Genomic DNA, 15,541 nt, shown 5'->3' with positions numbered 1-15,541 from the left:
GACGCAGCCGTACGGAGGGCCCCGAACCGGACGGTTCGGGGCCCTCCGCGTCGCGCACACGGTGTGCCGGGTCACGCGCCCGGCGAGTAGCCCTCCGCGACGGACGACGCCTCGGACTCCCGTACGACCTTCATGCCTCCCGTCACGCTCTTGTCGGGCTGCAGGATGACGCTCTCCTTGGAGGAGGGGGCCGCCGGGTCGGTGAAGTCCTGCGGGCTGCCGAAGCCGGCGTCGAACGCGTTGATCGTCAACAGGGCCTTGTCCACGCCCGCGCGCGTGAGGTCCTTGTCCGCGCAGGCCTTCTTCAGAGCCTCGCCGAAGACCGAGGCGGCCGTCCAGCCGGCCACCACGCCGTTGTCGAGCGAGTCGCTCGGGTAGGCGGCCCGGTAGTCGGCCACGAGCTTCTGTGCCTGTGGGGTGTCCGCCCCGATGGGCAGGGACGGGGAGGCGACCCAGTAGTTCTTGGAGAGGGCCGGGCCCGCCTGGGTGGCCAGAAGCTGCGGGGCGAAGGCCGAGTTGTTGCCGATGATCGGGACGCCGAAGCCGCCGGCGGCGGCCACCCCGACCAGCGAGGCCGCCTGACGCGGACCGGCGCTGATCACGATCGCCTTGACGCCGGCCTGTTTCAGCGCCGCGACCTGGGCGGTCATGTCGTTGTCGGTCGGCTTGATCTTCTGCTCGACGACCGTCAGCCCCGACTTCTCCGCCATGTACTTGGCACCGGCCAGGGCGCTCTCCCCGTAGTCCCCCTCGAAGTAGACATGACCGATCTTGTCGCCCTTCTTGATCCCCTTCTCATTGATCAAGAAGTCGACGGCATTGATCGTCTCGATGTCGTACGTTGACCCGATCACGCGTATGTACGGACTGCCGAGCAGCGAGGCCGCCCACGCCTGGGGCAGCACGAGGACCTTGTCCTGGCCGTCGACGCGCTGCTTGACCGCCGCGACGAACGGCGAACCGATGAACTGGGCGAAGCCCAGCACCTTCGGGACCAGCTCCGTGTAGCCGGAGACGGCCTTCTGCGGGTCGTAGCCGTGGTCCCGGACGGTCAGTTCCACCTGTCGGCCGCAGACGCCTCCGGCGGCGTTCAGCTGCTTCACATACAGCTGCTGGGCCTGGGTGACGCTCTTGCCGAGTGTCGCGTAGACGCCGGTCATGTCGGTGAGCGCGCCGAGCGTGATCGTCTTGGCGGAGACGCCCACGTCGGTCTTGACGCCGCCCGCCGAGGCCGCGCCCTTGTCGCCCCCGTCGTCGTCCTTGGCCTTGGAGCTGCACCCGGCCACCGCCAGCAGCACGGCGAGCGCGCCCGCGGCAGCTCGGGCCGCGTGTCTCGTGGTCATCGTTCCTCCCCTGGATTACGTTCGACGCGGCGCCGGGCGGCCACCCTGACCAGCCCGCCCGGCAGGAAGAGCACCACCGCCACGACGGCGGCGCCGTACAGGTACCGGGACGCCTCGCCCGGTGCGATCCCGCCCGTGCCCGGGGCCGAGACCAGGGGCAGGGCGTCGCTGTAGCGGGTCAGCAGCTGGGGCAGCAGCGAGACGAACACCGCGCCCACCACCGCCCCGGAGACCGACCCGAGCCCGCCGATGACGATCATGGCGAGGTACTCGAGCGAGAGCGTGATGCCGAAGTAGTCGGGCACGGTCCGCTGGAAGACGAGGGCGAGCAGCACGCCGGCGAGCCCCGCGTACATCGACGACAGGACGAAGACGGCGGCCCGGTAGCGGGCCACGGGCACGCCGATCACCCCGGCGGCGATGCGGTGGTCGCGGATGGCGTTCATGGCCCGTCCGGGCCGTCCGCGCAGAACGCCCCGGGCGAACAGGGCGCAGCCGAGGAGGACGACGAGTCCGGCGTACCAGAGCTTCTCCGCGGAGCCGAACGGCACGTTCGCGACGAGGAGTTCACGGTCGTCGAAGGTGAGTCCGAAGAGGTTCAGCGGCGGTACGTCACGGCCGTTGAAGCCGCCGGTCAGGTCGCGGGCGTTGAACAGGACGTGCTGGCCTATGAAGATCAGGGCGATGGTGGCGATGCCGAGGTAGGGGCCTTGCAGGCGTCCGGCGATGGGGCTGAACAGACCGCCCGCGACGCCCGCGACGAGCGTGGCCAGGACGGCCGCGAGCCAGGTCGGCAGTCCGAGCCCGCTCAGCCCGTCGCCCCCGTCCGCGGCGAACACGCAGTAGCTGTAGGCGCCGACGGCGAGGAAGAAGGCGTGGCCCATGGAGAGCTGACCGGTGGCGCCGGTGAGGAGGTTGATGCCGATGGCGCCGATCGCGGCGGCCATGGCGAACAGGCCCGCCTGCAGCCAGAACCGGTCCAGGTAGAACGGAAGGGCGAGCAGCAGAAGGGCGCCCGCGGCTGTCGCGTACGTACGCGCGTGCGGCCGTCGGAGCGTGCGGCGGCGTTCGGCCGTCCCCGCGAGGGCTTCAGACACGGGCGAGCTCCTTCGTGCCGAAGAGCCCGGAGGGCCGCACGAGCAGGATCACGACCATGACGAGGTAGGGCGCGAGGTCGCCGAGACCGCGGCCCATGAAGGCCAGGTCGCTCTGGTAGCCGGTGGCGAGGGACTCGGTGACGCCCACGACCAGGCCGCCGACGAGGGCGCCGGTCGTGGAGTCGAGGCCGCCGAGGATCGCGGCCGGGAACGCCTTGAGCGCGGCGAGGGAGGTGGCCCGTTCCAGGCCCGGGGTCGGGAAGACGGTGAGGAACAGGGCGGCGACGGCCGCGAGTCCGCCCGCGACGGCCCAGGCGCCGAGCGACACCCGGCCCAGCCTGACCCCCATGAGGGCGGCCGTCTCCGTGCTCTCGGCCGCCGCGCGCATCGCCACACCCCAGCTGGTGTGGCGGAAGGCGAGCAGGAAGGCGGTGATGAGCAGGGCCGCGGCGACGAAGGCGGCGATGCGGGTGTGCGCGAGCGAAATCGGGCCGAGGGTGAGGACGGCGTCGCCCCAGGGGTCGCCGAGGGCGAGGACGTCCGTACCGAGGCGGCGGGTGAGTTCGGTGGTCAGCAGGATGTCGACGCCGATGGTGACGATGGCCAGCACGCTGTGGTCGCCGCCCCGGGCGCGGCGCATCACCAGGAACTCCACGGCCGCGCCGACCAGGGCCGCCCCGGCGATTCCCGCGCCCAGCGCCGGCCAGAAACCGATGTCGTCGTGGAGGGAAGCGGTGACATAACCGCCGGCGAGCAGCAGTGAGGCGTGCGCGAAGTTGACGACCTCGGTGGCCCGGAAGATCACGACGAAGCCGAGGGCGATCAGGGCGTAGACGCTGCCCATGGAGATGCCGTTGAGGAGAAGCTCGGCGAAGGTGCTCACGGGGTGGCCTCCTCACCGAGATAGGCCCGGACGACCTCGGGATCGTTCTGTACGTCCGCCGGGGCCCCGTCCGCGATCATTCGGCCGAAGTCCAGGACCGTGACCGTGTCGGCGAGTCTCATCACCACCCCCATGTCGTGCTCCACCAGGACGATCGAGATGCCGAGGCTGTCGCGGACCCCGGCGATGACGGCCGCGACGCGACGCCGTTCGTCGGCGGTCATGCCGGCCACCGGTTCGTCGAGGAGCAGCAGCCGTGGCTCCATGCACAGGGCCCGGGCGAGTTCCGCGAGCTTCTGCTGCCCGTAGGGCAGGGAGCCGGCGGGGCGTCGCAGCTGGTCCTCCAGGCCGACGAACTCGGCGATCTCCCGCACGCGCGCGCGGTGCCGGCGTTCCTCGCGCGCCGCCGACGGCAGCCGGAGGCCGGCGGCGACGAAGCCGGTCCTGGTGAGCCGGTGCCGGCCGAGCAGCAGGCTGTCCTCGACGGTGGCGTGGGGCGGCAGGGCGAGGTTCTGGAAGATGCGGGCCACGCCGAGGTCGGCGACGCGGTGCGGGGGCATTCCGGTCAGCTCGTGCTCGCCGAAGCGGACGCTGCCCGAGGTGGCCCGGTAGACCCCGGACAGGACGTTGAAGCAGGTGGACTTGCCCGCGCCGTTGGGGCCGATCAGGGCGTGGACGGTGCCGGGGCGGACCGTGAAGGTGACGTCGTCGAGGGCGAGGAGGCCGGCGAAACGGACGGTGAGGTGGTCAACATGGAGGGTGGGTACGGTGGACGCGTCAATGGTGGATGCCGGTCCGTCATGTCCGGTCAAGGTGGATCAACCCTCCCATCTGGTCAACGTCGGCATGGACTGCGTCAACCCGGGCACGTCCGCCGCCGCGTCCTCGTCCACCACGCCCAGATAGCGCCGCCGCACCTCGTCGGAGGCGGCGAGTTCGGCGGAGGGGCCGGAGAGGGTGACCTCGCCGACCTCCAGGACATAGGCGTGGCTGGCCAGCCGTAGCGCCAGGGCGGCGTTCTGTTCGACGAGCAGGACCGAGGTGCCCTGGGCGTTGATCTCGCGCACGGTGTCGGCGATGCGCGCGGCCATCAGGGGGGCGAGCCCCAGCGACGGCTCGTCGAGGAGCAGCACCTTGGGGGCGGCCATCAGGGCACGCGCGACGGCCAGCATCTGCTGCTCGCCGCCCGACAGCAGTCCGGCGCGCTGCTGGGCGCGGTCGGCGAGGACGGGGAACAGTTCGTGGACGCGGCGCAGGGCGGCGGCCCGGTCGGCGCGTCCGCCGCGCGCGCCGAGGGCTCCGGCACGCAGGTTGTCGGCGACGGTCATCCGGGCGAACACCCGCCGCCCCTCCGGGACTTGGGACACTCCGGCGGCCACCACCCGGTCGGCGGCGAGAGCGTCGATCCGTCGCCCGCCGAGGGTGACGGAGCCACCGGTCGTGGCCCCGCCCTGGAAGGAGAGGGTGCGGCTGATGGCCCGCAGCAGGGTGGACTTGCCGGCGCCGTTGCCGCCCAGCACCGTCACGACGGCCGCCTCGGGAACCTCGAGGGACACCTGCCGAAGGGCGCGCACGGGCCCGTACCCGACCGACAGATCCCGTACGACGAGATCGGCGCCGCCCGTGGACCGGCGCGGCGGCCCGCCCGCGACCCCACCCGCGAAACCGCCCGCGGAACCGTCTGCGGAACCAGCCGCGAGACCGTCCGAGGAGGCACCCGGAGATCCCCTTGTCCCACCGCCCATGGCGACCGCTCCCTCCCGCACACCCGTCCGGTGTGGCGCTCAGCCCAGCACCGGTGCGGCCGTCCGTCCACGGGTCGCGGCCGAAACCCCGCCGAAACGTGGCCGGTGACCAGAGGAGTCCGCCGCCCGTTGTGCGCGTGCACAACACCGCGTGTCAGGGGCCTGCCGAAGGGGCGCGGACGGTGGCATCCTCCGCTCATGGGACCGCGCAGAAGGCGTACGGGTCATGACTGGCAGGTGCTCGCCGAGTCCTGTGCGGCACTGCTGGAACGAGTGCCGGAGCTGGTGGACGAGCATGTGCGGCAACTGTCGGAGCACTCCCCCGTCTACGGCCAGGTTCTCCCGCTCGACCAGCACTGGCGGGAGGCCGAGGAGGCGATGCGGATCGGCATCGGGACGATCTCCGCGCCCCGGGGCTCACCGCGCCGCGACCTGGAGTACGCGGAGGACGCGGGCCGGCGCCGCGCCCAGCAGGGCCTGCCGCTGGAGCTGCTGGTGCACGCGTACCGGAGCGCCGGCTATCTGGTGTGGGACGCGCTGCTGGAGGGCGCGGCCGGCCAGGAACCGGAGCGGCTCGGCGTGCTGATGCGGTCGGCGACCCTGGTGTGGGCGGCGATCGACGCGCAGGCGGCGGTGGCGTCCGAGGCGTACCGGGCGACGGAGATGGAGTTACGGCGGCGTACGGACGAGCAGTTGCAGGCGTTACTGGACGCCCTGCTCGACGGCCAGGAGTCGCCGGGGCTGGCCGCGAGGGCGGCGGCGGGGCTCGATCTGCCGGAGCGGGGCGCGTACGCGGTGGTGGTGCTGCGGGCGGAGCGGCGGGATCCTCGGGAGGCCTTCCACCGGCCGTTACGGGGCGCCGGGTACCGGTTCGTGTGGCGGATGCGGGCCGACCGGGAGGTGGGCGTGGTGCTGCTGGGGCCCGACCAGGGGCTGGACGCGGTGGCGCAGGCGCTGAGCGGGCGGTGCTCGGGGGCCGGCGGGATCAGTCCCGTCGTACCGGGGCTGACCGAGCTGGGGCGGGCCCGGCGGCTGGCCGAACTGGCGTTGCGGACCTGCCCGCCGGACGCGAGCGAGGTCGTACGGCTGGATCAGCGGATGCCGACGGCGCTGGTGGTGAGCCAGCCGGAACTGGCGAACCGCCTGGTGTCGGCCGTCTTCGGCCCCCTGGCCGGGCTGGAGCCCGCCGACCGGGAGGTGCTGCTGGAGACGCTGGACGTGTGGCTGGCCTGCGAGGGGTCGGCGGGACGGGCGGCGGGGCGGCTGTACTGCCACCGCAACACGGTGTTCAACCGGCTGCGGCGGCTGGAACAGCTGACGTCCAGGTCCCTGGCGAGGCCACGGGATCTGATCGAGATGACGCTGGCCCTGGACGCGTACCGGCTGTCGGGACCGGCCGGCGCGCCGGAGGAGACGGCGCGGCTCGCGGGGAGCGGGTGACGGCCCCGGCGACCTTCGGCATCCTCCAGCGACCTTCGGTGTGCTCGGGCGCTCAGACCAGGAAGTCGCGTCCGATGTTCTCCGCGACCCGTTCCAGGATCGGCCCGGCGTCGGCGATGCACTTGGCGACGTCCGGCTCGATCTCCGTGAGGGGGTACGCGCGGCGGATGCCCGCCCGGCCCAGGGCCTCCGGGCGCAGGGCGAGGCGCCCGCACACCGCGACCACCTCGCGGCCCTCGGCCCGGGCCGCCGCCGCGACACCGGCCGGGGCCTTGCCGTGCAGGGTCTGCTCGTCGAGGGAGCCCTCGCCCGTGATCACCAGCGTGGCGCGGTCCAGGGCGGCCGCGAAGCCGAGGACGTCGAGCATGATCTCGATGCCGGGCCTGAACCGGGCGCCGAGGACCAGCGCGCCGTAGCCGATGCCGCCTGCGGCGCCCGCGCCCGGCGCGGCGGCGTACGCGGCGGCCTTCGGTCCGATCGCCGTCTCCAGGATCTTGGCGTAGTGCGCGAGGGCCTCGTCCAGGGCGGCCACGTCGTCCGGGGACGCGCCCTTCTGCGGGCCGTACACCGCGGGCGCGCCCGTCGGCCCGGTCAGCGGGTTGTCCACATCGCTGGCCAGCACGAAGTCGATGTCCGCGAGGCGGGTGTCGAGGCCCGACAGGTCGGCCGTGACGAGTCCGCCGAGCCCACCGCCGCCGGGCGGCACCGGCTCGCCGTCGGCGTCCAGGAAGCGCGCGCCGAGCGCGGACAGCATGCCCGCGCCGCCGTCGTTGGTGGCGCTGCCGCCGACCCCGAAGACGATCGTGCGCGCGCCCGCGTCCAGCGCGGCCCGCAGCAGCTCGCCGGAGCCGTACGTCGATGCCGTGAGCGGCGCGAAGACGCCGGCGGGCAGCCGCTGCAGTCCGCTCGCCTCCGCCATCTCCACCACGGCGGTGTCGCCGCGCAGCGCGAACGCGGCCGTCACCTCGTGCCCCAGCGGCCCCGCGACCCGCACCTCACGCCGTTCGAATCCGGCGGCGATCGCGGCGGCCACCGTCCCGTCGCCGCCGTCGGCCACGGGAAGCGACTCGACCACGACGCCGGGGGCCGCCTTGCGCAGCCCGGCGGTCACCCGCTCGGCGACCTCCACGGCCGTCAGCGATCCCTTGAACTTGTCGGCGGCGATGAGCACCCGCGCCGCCCGCACACCTGTTCCCGTCGCCGTCACCGCAGCGTCCGACACCCTGTACTCCCCTTGCTCTCGGCCCCGTACACGTCAGGGCAGTCGCGCCTGCGACCATAACCGCACGAGGCCCGCCCCGTCATGCCCTCCCGGCCGCTCACAGCCGGTACCACCGGCCTCGGATGGTGGTAAACCGGAGACATGACCGCTGCGGGCACCGCCACCGGACAGACCGACCGCGTTCTCGGGGGCTGGCTGGGCCGGATCGCGGGCAACATGCTCGGCAAACCGGTCGAGCGGGGCGACTACTGGACGCGCGACCGCATCGACCGCTACCTGCGACACACCGACGCCCTGCCCCTCACGGACTACCTGCCCGAGCCCCCGGCCGACCGCCAGGACAGGACCAGGGACGGGGATGAGGGGAACGACGGCTTCGAACTGCGCCCCGAGTGGCGCCAGTGCGTACGCGGCCGGATCCACGGCAGTTGCCGTGACGACGACGTCGACTACGCGATCCTCGGCCTGGACCTGCTGGAGACCCACGGTTTCGACTTCAGCACCGAGCAGGTCGGCGAACTGTGGCTGCTGCGGCTGCCGTTCCTCCAGACGTTCACGGCGGAACGCGCCGCCTACCGCAACCTCGCGTCCGGTCTCAAGCCACCACTGACCGCCACGTACGACAACCCGTACCAGGAGTGGATCGGCGCCCTGATCCGCGCCGACATCTACGGCTGGACCTGTCCGGACGCCCCGGAGCGCGCCGCCTATCTGGCCCGCCGGGACGCCGTCCTCTCCCACACCGGCAACGGCGTCTACGGGGCGATGTTCGCGGCGGCGCTGATCTCGGCGGCTTTCACGGCACCCGATGTGCGCCGCGCCCTGGAGACGGCGCTGACGGTGATCCCGGCGAGCAGCCGTCTGGCCCGTACGGTCCGCCGCGTCATGTCGCTGCACGAGGCCCGGCTGCCCTGGGAGGACACGCTCGGCACGGTCGCCGAGGAGACCGCCGGGCTCGGCTGGATCCACACCATTCCCAACATCGCCGTCCTCACCGCCGGACTCCTGTACGGGGAGGGCGACTTCACCCGCACGATCGCGCTGACCGTGCGGGGCGGCCTGGACACCGACTCGAACGGCGCGACCGCGGGTTCGGTGGCCGGCGTGCTGTGCGGCGCGGAGGCGATCCCGAGCCAGTGGAAGGACCCGCTGGAGGACACCGTACGCAGCGCGGTGTTCGGTTTTGACGGGGTGCGGATCAGTGAACTGGCGGAGCGGACGGTGCGGTTGGGACACCCGCAGGTGTGACGCGCCCCCGACGGCCCATTTTGCCGTCCTTCCGCTGGTTACGCTTCCCGGGTGACCATTCAAGACTTCGCCACGTACATCGCCGGCCTGCCCCGGGTCCTGTCCGGCGCCGCCGCGCTCTTCCGTGACGCCGAGGGCCGGGTGCTGCTCGTCGAGCCCAACTACCGGGAGGGCTGGGCCCTTCCGGGCGGCACGATCGAGTCGGACGACGGGGAGACCCCACGCCAGGGCGCACGCCGGGAGACCCTTGAGGAGATCGGCCTCGACCGGGAGATCGGCCGTCTGCTGGCTGTCGACTGGGTCCACATCGCGGGCCACCCGCCGCTGGTGGCGTACCTGTACGACGGTGGCGTCCTCGGTGAGGAGGAGCTCAAGTCGATCACCCTGCAGGAGGAGGAGCTGCTGTCCTGGCGGCTCGTGGCGCGCGAGGAACTCCCCGAGTACCTCAGGGGCTCCCTGGGCCGCCGGGTCCTGCACGCCCTCGATGTGCTGGCGGAGGGCGCGGGAACGGTCGAGCTGGAGAACGGCGAGCGGGTGGGCTGAGGTCTCCCCGGGCCGAGTGTCAGCCCTGCGTGTCCGGGGGCCGCACGTCGTTCGCCGCCCGCCGTGCGTCGTCGCGCTCGGCGACCCGGGCCTCCGTACGGTGGCCGCGCGCGATGTAGTCCCGCACGACGAGTTCGACGGCGTCCTGGGGGCTGCCGACGCCCGCGAGCACCATGACTTCGACGACGAGTTCGGCGTCGAGGGAGACGGAGACCTTGGCTGCCATGCGGGGACATTAACACCGGAGGGGCGTTCGTACAGGAGTACGGTGGCAACGGCCTCGGCGGCGGCCTTCCGGCGGATATCCAGTCGCCGCCCGGGACCCGGAGACCTACTCTCACTCACATGACCAGGCTCCTCGTCGCCGTCCTCAGCGGCGCCGGCATCTCGACCGACTCCGGGATCCCCGACTATCGCGGCCCCAACGGTCTGTGGCGGCGCGATCCCGAGGCCGAGAAGCTCGTCACCTACGACTACTACATGGGCGATCCCGAGATCCGGCGCCGTTCCTGGCAGATGCGGCGCCAGAACCGGACCCTTCGGGCCGAGCCCAACGCCGCGCACCTGGCCGTGGCCGAGCTCGAGCGGGCCGGGGTGCCGGTGCGGGTGATCACGCAGAACGTGGACGGGTTGCATCAGCTCGCCGGCATGCCCGCCCGGAAGGTGCTCGAACTGCACGGCACCGCACGGGAGTTCGTGTGCACCGAGTGTGCCGTGCGCGGGCCCATGGAGGACGCCCTCGCCCGGGTCGAGGCCGGGGAGGACGACCCGCCGTGCCTGGAGTGCGGCGGGATCCTCAAGTCGGCGACGGTGATGTTCGGCCAGCGCCTCGACCCGGTCGTCCTCGGTGACGCCCTCGCCATCACCAAGGCCTGCCACGTGTTCATCGCCGTCGGGACCAGCCTCCAGGTCCAGCCTGCCGCCGGGCTCGCCGGCGTCGCCGCCGACCACGGCGCCCGGCTCGTCATCGTCAACGCCGACCCGACCCCGTACGACGACCGGGCCGACGAGGTCGTACGCGAGCCGATCGGCACGGCCCTGCCCCGACTGCTGCGCGAGCTGCGGGAGTTCGGGGCTGCCTAGACGCCCCGGAGTTCACGACGGCGGGAGCTCCATCAGTCCCCCCGTCGTCGTGACAGGCGTGGATGTGACCGTCACCGTGCCGGTGGCCAGGCCGCCGCGTGTGGCGCGGACGGTGACGGGGCCCGCGGTGCGGGTCATGCGTACGAAGATCCTGTTGATGCCGGCTTCCGTGTCGACGTAGGACTGGAACACGCTGTGCGGGACGCCCGCGTTGTGCCCGCCGAGGAGTTTCGCCGGGCCGGTGAGCGTGAAGTCCACCCGGGCCTGGTCGGTCGGGACGCGGCGGCCCGCCGAGTCCACCGCCTCGACGTCGATCATCGCCACGTCGGTGCCGTCGGCCTTCAGACCGTCGGGTGAGACGTGGGCGGTGAGGCGGAGGGCGACCGGTGTGCCGGTCGTCTGCTTCTGGGTGCGGGTCAGTTCGGTGCCGCCGGCGTCGTAGCCGACGGCGGTGATAGTGCCGGACTGCCACGCGACGCCAGGGAAGGCGTGCAGGAAGTCGTACTGCGGGGAGGTGGACGTGCCGACCGGGCTGCCGTTGACCAGCAGTTCCACCCTGGCGACGCCCGCCGCCATGACGTACACCGTCTTCACCGTGCCGGACGGGTAGGTCCAGTGGCCGACGACGTGCAGGTCCGGGGTCGGGCTCTGCATGACGCGGTGGGTGTAGTAGGTCTCCTTGGGGATGCGGACCGCGTCCACCCGGCCGGAGAGGCGGCAGGTCTCCCAGTTGTACTGGCGGCCGTGCTGGTTGGAGTCCGCCCAGGTCAGGGCCGCCGCCCCGGAGTAGCGGCTGTTTCCCGGGCCCTGGATGCGCTGGCTCCAGAACTCGTAACGGGTGCTCGCGGCGACGGTGGCGGCGAAGTCCTCGGAGGTCCAGTGGTAGGTGACGTCCGGGCCGGTGACATAGCCGAAGTCGGGTGGGGAGGCGGTGTCCCAGACGCGGCGGGGGGCCTCGTCGCGGGTGAACTCGGACTCGATGAGCGGCATCCGGTCGCGGGCGTAGTCGCTGTAGTGGCGGTTGAGCATCGTGCCGATGTACTCGCACTGGTCCACGGCCGCCGTGCCGCCGTAGGCGGAGTTGTCGGAGGTGGCCCGGGAGCCGATCGCGCGCATACCGCTGGGGTCCCAGGTCTGTTTCAGGGCGCGCATCTGCTGCTGGTGGTCGGCGGTCAGCCAGTTGTTGCCCGACTCCCAGAACAGGATGCTCGGGCTGTTGCGGAAGTAGATCATCACGTCCCGCATGGCGGCGAGACGCTGGTCCCACTGCACACCGGTGACATCGGCCTCCTTGTCGCCGGCCGGCTGGACCGACACCAGCCCGTACCGGTCGGTCATCCGGATGTTGGCCGGCTGGGCGGCGAGGTGCATCCAGCGGATCAGGTTGGCGTTGCTCTCCCGGATGAGCCGCCCGTCGTGGTTGCGCAGCCACTCGGGTACGGCGTCGCCGAGCACCGCCCATTCGTTGGTGGCGCGCTGCGCGTACCCGGTGAGGAAGATCTGCCGGTCGTTGATGTAGACACCGCCGGTGCTCGCCCCGCCACGGAACTCGGCCTTCCGGAAGCCGGTGCGCACCGTGTACGTGTCGACGACCGTGGTTCCCTCCGCGAGCGTCAGCCGCACGGTGTAGAGGGCGGGGTACGACGGTGACCAGAAGTTCAGCCTGCTGATCCGGTTGCTCACCTTGACCACATGGCTGGTTCCGGCTGCCAGGGTCACCGTCGAGGTGGGCAGCGCGCCGACCGACGTGCCCTGTTCGTCCAGGACTTCGGCCGACACCGACAGGGTCCGGGAACGGTCCTCCTGGTTGCTGATCTGCGCCTCCGCGTTGATCGTTGCGGTGTGGCCGGAGACGTTGACGGCGGACGGGTAGACGTAGGTCCCGAGGGTGCCCAGTTTGCTGTACAGCGGAAGGGTGAAGTGGGTCTTCGGGACGACATGCAGGATGACGTTCCTGGTGAGGCCGCCGAAGGTGGGGTTGAAGTCGCGGGTGTCCCATTGGAAGGGCATCCCGGTGGCGGTTTCGGGCCGCCACTTGGTGTTGTCCGCGCAGATCGCGAGCACATTGTCGGCGCCGAAGAGGACGTTGTCGGTGAGGTCGAAGCCGAAGGGCGTGACGCCGGCCTCGTAGCTGCCGATCAGGACTCCGTTCAGGTAGACCGTCGCCGCCTGCCGGATGCCCTCCAGTTCGAGGATCACCTTGTGGCCCGCCTGCTCCGCCGGTAACTGAAAGCGCTTGCGGTACCAGGTCGGTTGCATGGCCACCGAGGACTCGCCGGAGCTGCCGATCCAGTTGTCGAAGGAGTCCGTGTCGTTGTAGGTGTGCGGCGCGCTGACCACGGCCCACGACGAGTCGTCGAAGGTGGTCCGTTCGGCACCGACGACGTTCGACTTGATGAACCGCCAGTCGAGATTCAGGCTGAAAGTCCGCCGTTCAGTGGCCTCGGCCTGCGCCGCCGAGGCCGATCCGCCCACCGGAAGGGCCACCGCACCCACGCCTGCGGCGGCCCCTTGCAGTACGCGCCGTCGACTGGTGAACACCATCGTCTACCGCCCTTCGGGGGCGCGCCGCTGTCGGCACACCCACCAGACTGATGTCAGGAACGCGACAGAAAGCGCTTCACATCATGCGCCGCAGTGCGGCAGGCGACAAGGTGCGTGACGGGAGCAGTTCGTGAGGGAGGCGGGGTGGCGGGTACGGGAGGGATCAGGGATGGACTGGAGGAATCAGGGAGGGAGGGGACTAGAAGAGCGCCGCCCCTCGTTCGAAGTCCAGCAGTCGCTGCTTGCGCTCGATGCCGCCCCCGTACCCGGTGAGGCTGCCGTCGGCGCCGACCACCCGATGACAGGGCACGATGATCCCGACCGGGTTCTTGCCGTTGGCCAGACCCACGGCACGGGACGCCTTCGGGTTGCCGAGGGCGGCGGCGAGTTCGCCGTACGAGCGGGTCTCGCCGTACGGGATACGGCACAGCTGCGCCCATACGCTGCGCTGGAAGTCGGTGCCGGGCAGCCGAAGTTCGAGGGTGAACTCCTTCAACTCGCCCTTGAAGTAGGCCTTCAGCTGGTCGACCGTCTCCCCGAAGGGTGTGTCGTCGCGGGCGCCGAAGTTCTCCTCGGGCGGGCGGTGGCGCTGGTCGACCATGTAGAGGCCGCAGAGGACTCCGTCCTCGGCCACGAGGGTGAGGGGGCCGTACGGGCTGTCGATGACCGCGTGCTGTTTCACTTTGCTTCCTAACGTTCTTGTGGTCTCTATGTCCCTAAACCGGGAGGAAGTTGATCGGGTGGCTGTCCGTCGCCCACAGATACTGGACCGCGTACGCCCGCCACGGCCGCCACGCCGCCGCCCGCGCGGTGAGCGCGGCCGGGGTCGACGGCATCCCCAACTCCTGGGCGGCGCGCCGGATTCCGAGGTCGGTGGGGAGAAACGCGTCCGGGTCGCCGAGGGCACGCATCGCGATGACGTCGGCGGTCCACGGACCGAAGCCGGGGAGGGCGAGGAGCCTGGCGCGGGTCTCCGGCCAGTCGCTCTCGACACCCAAGTGGAGTGTGCCGTCGGCGAGTTGGGCGACGAGGTTGGTGAACGTGGTCCGCCGGGTGCGCGGCATGGCCAACGACTCGGGGTCGAGGGCCGCGAGGGCCTGCGGGGTCGGGAAGAGGTGGGTGAGACCGCCCTCCGGATCGTGGACGGGGTCGCCGTGCGCCATGACGAGACGGGCCGCGTGGGTACGGGCGGCGGCCGTCGAGACCTGCTGTCCGAGCACCGCCCGTACGGCGAACTCCGCCTCGTCGACCGTACGCGGGACGCGTCGCCCCGGGGCCTTCGCGACGAGCGGCGCCAGCACCGGATCCGTGCGCAACTGCTCGTCGACCGCGACCGGATCGGCGTCCAGATCGAGCATCCGGCGGCAGCGGCTGATGGCGACGGGCAGATCGCGCAGGTCGCTGAGGGTGAGACGGCACGCGATGTGGTCGGGCTTCGGGGTGAGGGCGGCGATGCCGTGTCCGTACGGGAGGCGCAGGGTCCGGCGGTAGGCGCCGTCACGCCACTCCTCGACGCCGGGTACGGCGGTCGCGGCGAGGTGGCCGAAGAGGTTGTCGGGGTTGAGCGGGGCACGGAAGGGGAGGCGGAGGTTCAGTGCGGCCGGGGTGCCGGTGGCTGTGCTCACCGCACCCTCGGCCCTCGCCGCACTCTCTGCACCCCCTGCACCCCCTGCACCCCCTGCACCCACGGCGCTCGTACCGCTCGGGTGCGTCTCGGTGCGTGATTTCGGAAGGCGGTCGCGGAGTGCGCTCGGGGAGAGGGCGAAGACCTCGCGGACGGTGTCGTTGAAGGTGCGGATCGAGGAGAAGCCCGCCGCGAAGGCGATCTCCGCCATGGGCAGCGCGGTCGTCTCGACGAGGAGCCGCGCGGTCTGGGCGCGCTGCGCGCGGGCGAGGGCGAGGGGGCCCGCGCCCAGTTCGGCGAGGAGCTGGCGTTCGATCTGCCGGGTGCTGTAGCCGAGGCGGGCGGCGAGACCGGGAACGCCCTCGCGGTCCACGATCCCGTCGCCGATCAGCCGCATCGCGCGGGCCACGAGGTCGGCGCGCTGGTTCCACTCGGGTGAGCCGGGGCTGGTGTCGGGCCGGCATCGCTTGCAGGCCCGGAATCCGGCCTGCTGGCAGGCTGCCGCGCTCGGGTGAAAGGTCATGTTCTCGGGCTTGGGCGGCACCGCCGGGCAACTGGGCCGGCAGTAGATCCGGGTCGTCGTGACGGCCGTGAAGAACCAGCCGTCGAATCGTGCGTCCTTGGACTGGACGGCACGTACGCAGCGCTCGGTGTCCGTGTGCATGGCGTTCCGCATACGTCCAGCATCGATGATGCGCGGGGTGGGGGCTGGCGGAAATCCGACATCGAGGTGGCGTGTGCAGGGGCGGCCCGGATCACTGTTCGAACT

14 protein-coding genes are annotated in these 15,541 nt (G+C 71.8%); 4 read left to right on the top strand and 10 right to left on the bottom strand.

The features are described 5' to 3' along the window. Window positions 1-71 precede the first annotated feature (71 nt). From ABZ855_RS09115 to ABZ855_RS09095, 5 genes are read right to left on the bottom strand one after another with little or no spacing between them, the layout of a single operon-like run. On the bottom strand, window positions 72-1,343 hold the full coding sequence (locus ABZ855_RS09115) for an ABC transporter substrate-binding protein (protein WP_360803340.1): 1,272 nt from the start codon (window positions 1,341-1,343) through the stop codon (window positions 72-74). Beyond that, window positions 1,340-2,440, bottom strand: coding sequence for a branched-chain amino acid ABC transporter permease (locus ABZ855_RS09110; RefSeq protein ID WP_360803337.1), 1,101 nt, complete (start codon window positions 2,438-2,440; stop codon window positions 1,340-1,342). Before ABZ855_RS09110 ends, ABZ855_RS09115 begins: the two co-directional genes overlap by 4 nt. Then, on the bottom strand, window positions 2,433-3,323 hold the full coding sequence (locus ABZ855_RS09105; RefSeq protein ID WP_360803334.1) for a branched-chain amino acid ABC transporter permease: 891 nt from the start codon (window positions 3,321-3,323) through the stop codon (window positions 2,433-2,435). The genes ABZ855_RS09110 and ABZ855_RS09105 overlap by 8 nt, the downstream gene beginning before the upstream one ends. After that, window positions 3,320-4,105, bottom strand: coding sequence for an ABC transporter ATP-binding protein (locus tag ABZ855_RS09100; protein ID WP_360803456.1), 786 nt, complete (start codon window positions 4,103-4,105; stop codon window positions 3,320-3,322). The genes ABZ855_RS09105 and ABZ855_RS09100 overlap by 4 nt, the downstream gene beginning before the upstream one ends. Before the next feature lie 36 nt (window positions 4,106-4,141). Next, window positions 4,142-5,068, bottom strand: coding sequence for an ABC transporter ATP-binding protein (locus ABZ855_RS09095; protein ID WP_360803331.1), 927 nt, complete (start codon window positions 5,066-5,068; stop codon window positions 4,142-4,144). A 198-nt stretch (window positions 5,069-5,266) separates the two neighbouring features. Between ABZ855_RS09095 and ABZ855_RS09090 the strand changes: the two genes are divergently transcribed. Next, window positions 5,267-6,508 carry a helix-turn-helix domain-containing protein gene (locus ABZ855_RS09090; RefSeq protein ID WP_360803328.1) on the top strand — a complete coding sequence of 414 codons (1,242 nt, stop codon included), beginning with the start codon at window positions 5,267-5,269 and terminating at the stop codon, window positions 6,506-6,508. 52 nt (window positions 6,509-6,560) lie between these two features. On the opposite strand, the gene ABZ855_RS09085 is transcribed toward ABZ855_RS09090, so the two are convergent. Further along, window positions 6,561-7,679 (bottom strand): glycerate kinase, encoded by a 1,119-nt coding sequence (locus tag ABZ855_RS09085; protein WP_360803453.1) that lies wholly within the window; start codon window positions 7,677-7,679, stop codon window positions 6,561-6,563. A 192-nt stretch (window positions 7,680-7,871) separates the two neighbouring features. Between ABZ855_RS09085 and ABZ855_RS09080 the strand changes: the two genes are divergently transcribed. Both ABZ855_RS09080 and ABZ855_RS09075 read left to right on the top strand, forming a co-directional pair. Beyond that, window positions 7,872-8,978: an ADP-ribosylglycohydrolase family protein gene (locus ABZ855_RS09080; RefSeq protein ID WP_360803325.1), complete on the top strand. Its 1,107-nt coding sequence runs from the start codon at window positions 7,872-7,874 to the stop codon at window positions 8,976-8,978. Window positions 8,979-9,029: 51 nt separating this feature from the next. Further along, the gene (locus ABZ855_RS09075; protein ID WP_360803322.1) at window positions 9,030-9,521 is read left to right on the top strand and encodes an NUDIX hydrolase; all 492 of its coding nucleotides are present in this window, start codon (window positions 9,030-9,032) and stop codon (window positions 9,519-9,521) included. A 19-nt stretch (window positions 9,522-9,540) separates the two neighbouring features. Here the strand turns inward: ABZ855_RS09075 and ABZ855_RS09070 are convergent, their stop codons facing one another. Further along, the gene (locus ABZ855_RS09070) at window positions 9,541-9,747 is read right to left on the bottom strand and encodes a DUF2191 domain-containing protein (RefSeq protein WP_360803319.1); all 207 of its coding nucleotides are present in this window, start codon (window positions 9,745-9,747) and stop codon (window positions 9,541-9,543) included. A 119-nt stretch (window positions 9,748-9,866) separates the two neighbouring features. Here ABZ855_RS09070 and ABZ855_RS09065 point away from each other — a divergent pair, with 119 nt between their 5' ends. Beyond that, the gene (locus ABZ855_RS09065) at window positions 9,867-10,604 is read left to right on the top strand and encodes a Sir2 family NAD-dependent protein deacetylase (protein ID WP_360803316.1); all 738 of its coding nucleotides are present in this window, start codon (window positions 9,867-9,869) and stop codon (window positions 10,602-10,604) included. A 12-nt stretch (window positions 10,605-10,616) separates the two neighbouring features. Here the strand turns inward: ABZ855_RS09065 and ABZ855_RS09060 are convergent, their stop codons facing one another. The 3 genes from ABZ855_RS09060 to ABZ855_RS09050 form a co-directional block, all read right to left on the bottom strand. Continuing rightward, window positions 10,617-13,148 carry a sugar-binding domain-containing protein gene (locus ABZ855_RS09060; RefSeq protein WP_360803313.1) on the bottom strand — a complete coding sequence of 844 codons (2,532 nt, stop codon included), beginning with the start codon at window positions 13,146-13,148 and terminating at the stop codon, window positions 10,617-10,619. Between the two features lie 199 nt (window positions 13,149-13,347). Beyond that, window positions 13,348-13,830, bottom strand: coding sequence for a methylated-DNA--[protein]-cysteine S-methyltransferase (locus ABZ855_RS09055; RefSeq protein WP_360803310.1), 483 nt, complete (start codon window positions 13,828-13,830; stop codon window positions 13,348-13,350). Between the two features lie 34 nt (window positions 13,831-13,864). After that, window positions 13,865-15,436, bottom strand: a complete 1,572-nt coding sequence (locus ABZ855_RS09050) for an AlkA N-terminal domain-containing protein (protein ID WP_360803450.1) — start codon at window positions 15,434-15,436, stop codon at window positions 13,865-13,867. Window positions 15,437-15,541 lie beyond the last annotated feature (105 nt).

The organism is Streptomyces sp. NPDC047042 (genome assembly GCF_040644035.1).
GTDB lineage: Bacteria > Actinomycetota > Actinomycetes > Streptomycetales > Streptomycetaceae > Streptomyces.
This window is presented reverse-complemented; position numbering and strand designations above follow the sequence as displayed.